The 2,482-nt window shown below is 39.5% G+C and carries 1 protein-coding gene; it reads left to right on the top strand.

Going from position 1 to position 2,482, the window contains the following annotated elements:
* A partial coding sequence (gene sov, locus ACY651_RS01195; protein ID WP_462248871.1) for a T9SS outer membrane translocon Sov/SprA occupies positions 1-2,482 on the top strand: 2,482 nt, incomplete at both ends.

Here is a 2,482-nt window from a genome sequence, read left to right as displayed (position 1 = left end):
ATGGCGGGCTACCAGGGGCAGAATATTAAGAATCCCACCTTACCCGAACGTGCAAGGAAGAATGGCGGTTTTGATTTTGATATGAACGCCAAGTTAAATGTGAATGCAAATATTGGGGAGAAACTGAAATTTCCTATTAACTATAGTACACTTTCCAACCTCGGCTTTGATAATCAACTCAAACTGGATTATAAGGGCATGGATGATGAGATAATTAAGAGCCTTGAGGCGGGTAATATTTCTTTCCAGTCAAGAAGTGCATTGATACCCAGTGCACAGAATTTATTTGGCGTGAAAGCCCAGTTGCAGTTTGGAAAATTATTCGTCACAGCTGCAATAGCCAACCAGAGATCAACACGTCAATCCGTGGCGCTACAGGGCGGCGCTTCTACCCAGAGTTTTACCAAGAAGCTGGATGATTATGAAGAGAACCGACACTTTTTGGCCGCTCAGTATTTCAGGGCAAATTATAATAAGGTAATGCAAAATTTACCTGCGGTAATTGCTCCCATACAAATTTTAAGAATGGAAGTTTGGGTTACCAATAGAAATGGTGCTACCACAGATACAAGGGATGTAGTGGGATTAATGAATTTAGGTGAAGATGGCAATCCTAATCCCGGCATACCTACCAATTTTTCTAATACACTTTATTCATCTGTAACTGCTAACCCTACAAGCAGAGACCCTGCACTGGTGTATAATAATTTATTAGGCCTGGGGCTTCAACCCGTACAGGATTTTGAAAAAACATTTGCACGTAAGTTAGATTCTACACAATATACTTTTCATCCAAAAGTTGGTTTTATTTCTTTAAGCCAGCCTTTGCAAACCGATGAAGTGCTTGCAGTTGCTTATCAATATTCTTACAATGGAAAAATTTTCCAGGTGGGAGAATTTTCTCAGGATCTTCCGCCAGACAGTACCACAGCCACCCAAAAAATATTATTTTTAAAATTATTAAAAGCTACATCTCAAAGGCCAAACTTGCCCATTTGGGATTTGATGCTGAAAAACGTATATCCAATTGGCTACGGTACATTAACACCAACCGATTTTAAATTAGATGTGTTGTACCAGGAGCCAGGCCTTGGTTTAAAACGTTATGTACCATTCGGAAATAAAAACCCGGGCTTCCCCATAATTTCATTAATAAACTTAGACCGTTTAAATAACCAATTAGATCCCCAGCCCGATGGTGTGTTTGATTACGTAGAAGGCTACACCGTTTTCTCACAATACAGCCGCATAATGTTTCCGGTGCTGGAACCTTTTGGCCGGGATTTAGCGCAGGGCATTTACACCAATCCTGCTTCCCCTACAATAAAAGATACTTTGTTCTATGCTTTGTACGATTCTATTAAAGCAGTGGCACAACAGTTCCCCAATTTAAACAGGTTTGTTTTAAAAGGTTCAGCAAAAATTTCCGGATCGTCCGATATACCCATTGGCTACAATATTCCACGTGGCTCGGTAACCGTTAGTGCCGGTGGCAGAACTTTAATTGAAGGAATTGATTATGATATTAATTACGATTTAGGTACCATTAAAATCATCAACTCAGCAGTAATTAATTCGGGCATACCGGTGCAGGTTAATTACGAAAACAATGCATCTTTTGGTCTGCAGCAGCGAAATTATATGGGGTTAAGGTTTGATTACAATGCAAAAAATACCCTTAAAGAACAATTGAGTTTTGGAGGCACGATGGTGCGCCTTGGCGAAAGGCCTTTCTTTAATAAAACAAATATTGGTGAAGATCCTATCCGTAATACTATGTATGGGCTGGATGTTAACTACCGTAAAGACATACCCCGGTTAACCAAATTGCTGGATAAATTACCCTTTTATCAAACCACAGCTCCATCATCAGTAAACGTATTTGCCGAAGGTGCTGTTTTAAAACCCGGCCATGCACCACAAATTGGTAAAGGATCAAAAGGCACTTCTTATATAGATGATTTTGAAAGCAGTAAGTCGGGTATCGATTTAAGGTTTCCTCAAAACATCTGGACTTTAGCTTCCACTCCTTTTGGTGCAACAGATAGGTTAGGTAATATACTTTTTCCTGAAGCTGCATTAAACGATAATATTGATTATGGAAAAAACAGGGCAAAGCTGGCCTGGTATCAAATTGAGCAATTATTGCAGCAGTATAAAGGAAGCAATAACCCACTTGCAAACGACAGGGTCGAATTGAGCGATCCACGGGTAAGGCAGGTATATCAAAAAGAAATTTTTCCTCAAAAAACCACTGGCTTTGGCGAAAGTTTTTTACAAACATTCGATTTGTCTTATTATCCAAAAAACCGGGGGCAGTATAATTATGATGATGTGAACGTTACTCCTAATGGGGAGTTAATAAATCCTAACCAGCGCTGGGGTGGTTTAATGCGTAGTTTAGATCAAACAGATTTTGAAACCGGTAATATTGAGTTTGTAGAATTTTGGCTGCAGGATCCTTTTGTACCTTCTCAAAAAA

The organism is Ferruginibacter sp. (assembly GCF_031391665.1).
Taxonomy (GTDB): Bacteria; Bacteroidota; Bacteroidia; order Chitinophagales; family Chitinophagaceae; genus Ferruginibacter.
Note: the sequence above shows the minus strand (reverse complement) of the source record. Positions and strands in the feature narration are given on the sequence as shown.